This window comes from Acidithiobacillus sp. TH-A35 (assembly GCF_057473505.1).
This window is the reverse complement of the sequence record NZ_JBYCKR010000287.1, coordinates 1-5,409: the sequence shown is the minus strand read 5'-3', so window position 1 is coordinate 5,409 and position 5,409 is coordinate 1. Positions and strand designations below refer to the sequence as shown.

General features: G+C 58.5%; 5 protein-coding genes. 3 read left to right on the top strand and 2 right to left on the bottom strand.

Going from position 1 to position 5,409, the window contains the following annotated elements:
* Window positions 1-622, top strand: a 622-nt coding sequence (locus AC2VNK_RS09335) for a methyl-accepting chemotaxis protein (protein ID WP_486883556.1), incomplete at its 5' end; no start/stop codon positions are given.
* Between the two features lie 130 nt (window positions 623-752).
* Here AC2VNK_RS09335 and AC2VNK_RS09330 read toward each other — a convergent pair.
* Window positions 753-995, bottom strand: coding sequence for a transposase (locus tag AC2VNK_RS09330; protein WP_486883557.1), 243 nt, complete (start codon window positions 993-995; stop codon window positions 753-755).
* Window positions 996-1,149: 154 nt separating this feature from the next.
* The gene (locus AC2VNK_RS09325; protein WP_291508393.1) at window positions 1,150-1,953 is read right to left on the bottom strand and encodes an IclR family transcriptional regulator; all 804 of its coding nucleotides are present in this window, start codon (window positions 1,951-1,953) and stop codon (window positions 1,150-1,152) included.
* Between the two features lie 96 nt (window positions 1,954-2,049).
* Between AC2VNK_RS09325 and AC2VNK_RS09320 the strand changes: the two genes are divergently transcribed.
* Both AC2VNK_RS09320 and AC2VNK_RS09315 read left to right on the top strand, forming a co-directional pair.
* Window positions 2,050-4,269, top strand: coding sequence for a phosphoketolase family protein (locus AC2VNK_RS09320; protein ID WP_486883555.1), 2,220 nt, complete (start codon window positions 2,050-2,052; stop codon window positions 4,267-4,269).
* 11 nt (window positions 4,270-4,280) lie between these two features.
* The coding region (locus AC2VNK_RS09315) for a four-carbon acid sugar kinase family protein (protein WP_486883554.1) at window positions 4,281-5,409 on the top strand (1,129 nt) is incomplete at its 3' end.

The window sequence follows — 5,409 nt, the reverse complement described above, 5'->3', positions numbered from 1 at the left end:
AGTAATCTTCGCGCTGAACTTTACTGCTGTCCGTGATATATCGGGTAAAGTCATCGCGTTCCATGCTAGCTGGAGAGAAATAACTGCCAGACGAATGGGACAACATACTGCCAAGGAACTAGCTCTGATGGTCGATAATATCAGCGGGGCCGTCACTGAGTCAAAAATGCAAGTAACGACTATGGAACAAGCCCTGAAAAGTGTCGTTAGCGGCATGGAAGACAACCAAAAAGCCGTAAAGACCTTAGAGCGACAGGCAAAAACTATTGGCGAGATAGCCACCACCATTCGGGGGATTTCTTACCAGACCAATCTGCTCGCGCTGAATGCCGCCATTGAAGCTGCTCGTGCAGGTGAATATGGCCGTGGTTTTGCAGTTGTCGCCGATGAAGTACGTAATTTAGCAAAAAAAGTGCAGGATGCCACCGTCATCATACAGGAAAACATGGATGCGGTTGAACACCAGGCAAAGTCCATAGAAGACGCGGAGTCAGTGGCCCGCAAGCAAGTCGATAAAGCCGGTCAGACCTTGCGCACATTATCTTTGCAGTTTGACAGCCTGCAAGGCATTTCCCGCAATCTACAAGACTTAACCCATAACCTCACCACTATTCTGAAATAACCCTGTTACTGTAGGGAGCCGCGAATAACAAAAACTTCGCTGTTTGAAGTGGAGGGACTCCTTCTTCTTCGCCATTTTCCGGCGGTTTTTATGTATTATCCATTTTTGCGGATTTTGGACGGATTACCCCCTACCAAGCCATTTCCTGTTTTAGCAAGCAGGTAAAGCGCCGCATGTTATAGACCAGATTCATCATCCCAATCCTGACGGCAGCGCGGGCCTTGCCAATTGTCCGTAGCATCTTGCCACCCTGCTGGGTTTGGGCACCAAAAACATGCTCGACCCGGGCACGGTGGCGGGACCGGCGGGTATTGCCCCGTTCCTGCGCTTTGGTTGCCCTACCAGTCCTGCCATGGGCACTCTCCGATCTAATCTACTCCCTATATTTCACTGCACATGGGGAGTTTTTCGAACTTCCCTTTACAGATAACGCCCGCATCGGCAAGTTCTTCGTCGAGGACAAAGGAATCGGACTAATCGAAGTGGCTGAGGTAGGGCCGCTGCTAACAGAAAGGAGTTTTCACTTCTCAGGGCGAGGAGGAGGTCAAGGTTTCCATCTCGATGCACACCGTCTGCCCCTGCAGTCGCGTATCGATGCGCCGGGCCGCCTCCTGCAGCAGCGGTACCCAGCTCTCCTGGCGGCGTTCGATGGGCGCAGAGATGCTTAGGCCGGTGTTCCAAGGCAGCGGGGTGCGCAGGAGAACGCCAATACAGCCGACACCGATTTCCGCTTCTTCATTATCCAGGGCATAACCGCGTTCGAGAGATGTCCGGGCGTCCTGCCACAAGGCCAGGGCTTGATTTACGGTATGGATGGTAAGTGCGGGCAGGCCCGTGCGCTGGGCATATCGAGCGATCGCGTTTTCGCCATTCAGCGCCAGCATCAGTTTGCCCACCGCCGTGGTATGCAGGGGCGCGCGACTACCGATGATCTGCTCCACCCGCATCATCCGGGTTGAGGTGGCGCGTTCGACATAGACGGCCTCGTCGCCTTGCTCGATGGTCAGATTGACAGTTTCCTGTACCTGATCGCGCAGCCAAGTCATGATCGGGCGGGCGATGGCGCGCAGGTCACTGCGCCCATGGGCGAGTTGTGCCCAGTTTTGCAGGTGTGGCCCGAATCGGTAATGACCGGCGGCGTCGCGGATAATCAGCGCATTTTCCTGCGCCGAGGCGAGGATGCGAAAAGCAGTGGAGGGAGCCAGGCCAGAGACAGCCGCCAGGGTTTTCAGGGAAGCCTGGCCGCCCTCATCGGCCAGGATGTCGAGCAGGACGCGCAAGCGGTCGATGACCTGGATGGTATGGCTGTGGCGATTGGTGCTGTCTGACATAGCATATTCCGCATGGTGGAAATGATTCCCTATTGCGGAATAATACGGTCTTCCTTACAGTGAGGGCAATATTTTTTGTCACAGGATCTCTGCGCCATGACCGATCACACAGCTCTGCCCGCCAATGCCCCCGCTTTTTGCGAAGGAATGTTCTATTTCGGAAAAGCCTGGCCGGATTTTGCGCAATATGGCCAGAGTGCGGCCATTGCTGCCGGTCATAAGGCGATCCCCGATCCGGCGGCTAAAGCGGCGGTCTACCAAACCCTGATGCTGGCCGATGCTTTGCGTTACTGCACCTTGCAGGTCTGCGCCTCCAAGTCTTCCGGGCACCCCGGTGGTTTTGCTTCCAGTGCTGAGGCCTATGCTGCACTGGTCATGCTTGGCCACACCAACATCGTCACCGAGGTGGGTCATCATGCCCCAGGCTTCTATAGCGCCATGTTCCTCGACAGTTCTTTGGAAGAAATGGGTATCCGCAATATGACGGACATGATGGCGCGTTTCCGGGAGCAGCACGGCTTGCTCGGCCATCTCTCCGGCGCCATCCCCGGTTTGCTGGCCCCTGCCGGGCCGCTCGGGCAGGGGCAGCATTTCGCTATGGCCGGGGCATTGCTGCATCCGGGAACCCTCTTCCCGGTGACCATCGGCGACGGGGGTTTCGGCGAACCTTATGTGCTCAGTGCCATGAAGCACTTTCACTTTGCCTACCCGCAAGTCACCAACTACCTACCGGTGCTGGTGTGGAACGGCTTCAGCCAGGAGCACCACTCCATGGTTTCCCTGATGCAAAATGACGAAATGATCGCCTATTGGCGGGCCCATGATTTCGACGAGGTCATTCTGGTAGATGCCAAGGTGTTCGACGACGCTGGTCAGGAAGGTGCCTACGTGGATTCCGCGCGCTTCTCCTTCAGTCAGCGCCTGGCTTTCATGGAAGCGGTGCTGGCAGGTGTCGCCAAGGCGGCAGACAATGCCCTGAGCGGACGGCACACGGCCTTCATTATCAAGCAGCTAAAGGGAGCGGGTATGCACGTTTCGGGAGCCAAGTCCCATAATTTGTATCCCAAGGACACCCCGGAGTCACCGGAAATACAAGCGGCATTGGAACAGCGCGCCCTCAGTCCCGAGTCCTGGGCTCTGGTGCGGGACAATTTCTCTCGCGCCGGCGGCGGGCCTGCCGCCAAGACCGCAGTGACTGAGCATGTGCTGCCAATTATGGAACTGGGGGAATTCCCCTTGCAGGAGTTCAAACCCGGCGCGCAGGCAGTACCGGCCACCGCCATGGGCGCTCTCGTAGCCTGGCTGGGGCAACAGGACAAGCGCTTTGTGGTGACCAACGCCGACGGCAACGAAGCCTCGGCCATGAAAAACATCAACGATACCCTGAAGATCCGTCATCCCACGGTGGACCCGCTCTACAACCAACAGCCCGGCGGTCAGGTCTATGAACCCTTGAACGAAGACGCCTGCGCGGGGCTGGCAGCAGGTCTGGCTCTCTTTGGCAGTCGTTCCCTATGGCTGTCCTACGAGTCCTTCGCCATCAACGGCTGGCCCATCATGCAGACGGTAGCCCAGGCCATGGCCGAGTTGCGCCGCAAGACACCGTCGGCGGTCTGCATGTTCACGGCGGGGGCACTGGAGCAGGGGCGTAACGGCTGGACCCACCAGCGTCCGGAGATCGAGAACTACTTTGCGGCGCAGATGCGTAACGGCAACGTTTTCCTGCTCTACCCGACTGATGCCAACGTCATTCAGGCAGCCTATGAATATGCTGTGCATAGCGTCAACAAAGCCATGGTGATCATCGCTTCCAAGAGTCCCCTGCCGGTGTACATGACCCTGCCCCAGGCGCGGGAGGCTGTGCGCAAGGGTGCATCACTGCTCCATGACACGGGCGCTGGCAAACGTGGCACGCTAACCATCGCCGTGACCGGTGATATGGTCCTCTTGCCGGTATTTGCGGCGAAGGAGCAGTTGGAAAAGGACGGCTACCGCGTGCGGATTGTTTCGGTGGTCAACCCACGCCAGCTCTACCGGCCGACGGATGTGGCGGCACATACGGTCGCCGAAGCCGATACCGGATTTATGAGCGATACCGATTTTCACAGCCTTTTCAGCGGCGACCTGCTGTTGGGGATCAGTGGTGGCACTTCTGGTGCCCTGGAACCGGTGCTGCTGCGCAGTCGGGCGGGGCAGCGGGATGTGCTGGCCTGGCTGCGCGGTGAAACCACCGCCACGGCGGGCGAGCTCATGGCCTTCAACGGCATCACCGCCGAAACCATCGTCGCCAGGGTCCACGACTTTAGCGCCGCATAGGAGCCCCAGGTATGGCCGAGCACAAAATCATCGTCATTGACGACGATCCTACCGGGTCACAGACGGTGCACTCCTGCCTGCTGCTGACCGGCTGGGATCCGGAAACCCTGGTGGAAGCCCTGCGCGATCCGGTGCCGCTGTTCTTCATCCTCAGCAATACCCGGGGAATGGCTGCTCCCCAGGCGGCAGCCGTCACCCAGGAGATCTGCCGGAATCTGCGGATCGCTCTCGAGCGATCGGCAGCAACGGGACACGCCATTCAGCCCCTGCTGGTAAGCCGCTCCGACTCTACTCTGCGCGGTCATTATCCGCTGGAAACGGATGTCATTTCGGAAGAACTCGGTCCCTTCGATGCCCATTTCCTTGTCCCCGCCTTTTTTGAAGGTGGGCGCATCACCCGTGACAGCATCCACTATGTACGCCAAAATGGAATGGACGTCCCCGCCCATGAGACGGAATTTGCGCAGGACTCCACTTTCGCATTTAATCATAGCTATCTTCCTGATTATGTTGAAGAAAAGACCAATGGAAAAGTACCTGCGGCGGCGGTGCAGCGCTTTGTGCTGGCGGATCTGCGTGCTGGCTGCCTGCCTCGTCTGTTAGCACTGCAGGACAACGCCTGTGTGGTGGTAGATGCAGTAGAGCCCGCCGATCTTGCCGCTTTTGCCCAGGATTTGCGAGCGGCGACGGCGCAGGGCAAGCGCTTTTTGTTCCGCAGCGCGGCAAGCCTGCTCACGGCGCTAGCCGATCTGCCGCCCCAGCCGGTGGCCGCTGGCGCTATGGCGCGCCTGGTGCGAGGCGGTAAGCCGGGGGCCATCGTCGTCGGTTCTCATGTGCGGAAAACCACGGAGCAACTGGAGCGACTGCTGCAGGAATCCGGTTTGGCCGCGATCGAAGTGAATGTCGACGCCTGTAGTGGCGACGAAGGCAGCGCACAGCGGGCGAAGATTTTGCGGCAGGCAGCCGCAGCCCATGCAAAGGGACTGGATGTGGTCATCTACACCAGCCGCAGCGAGCGGCGGTTTGCCGATCAGGCCACTCGTCTGGCCTTTGGCGAGGTGATATCGGCCTTCCTGATGGAGGTCGTCCGTGGTCTGCCGGAAGATCTCGGCTATCTCATCAGCAAGGGCGGCATCACCT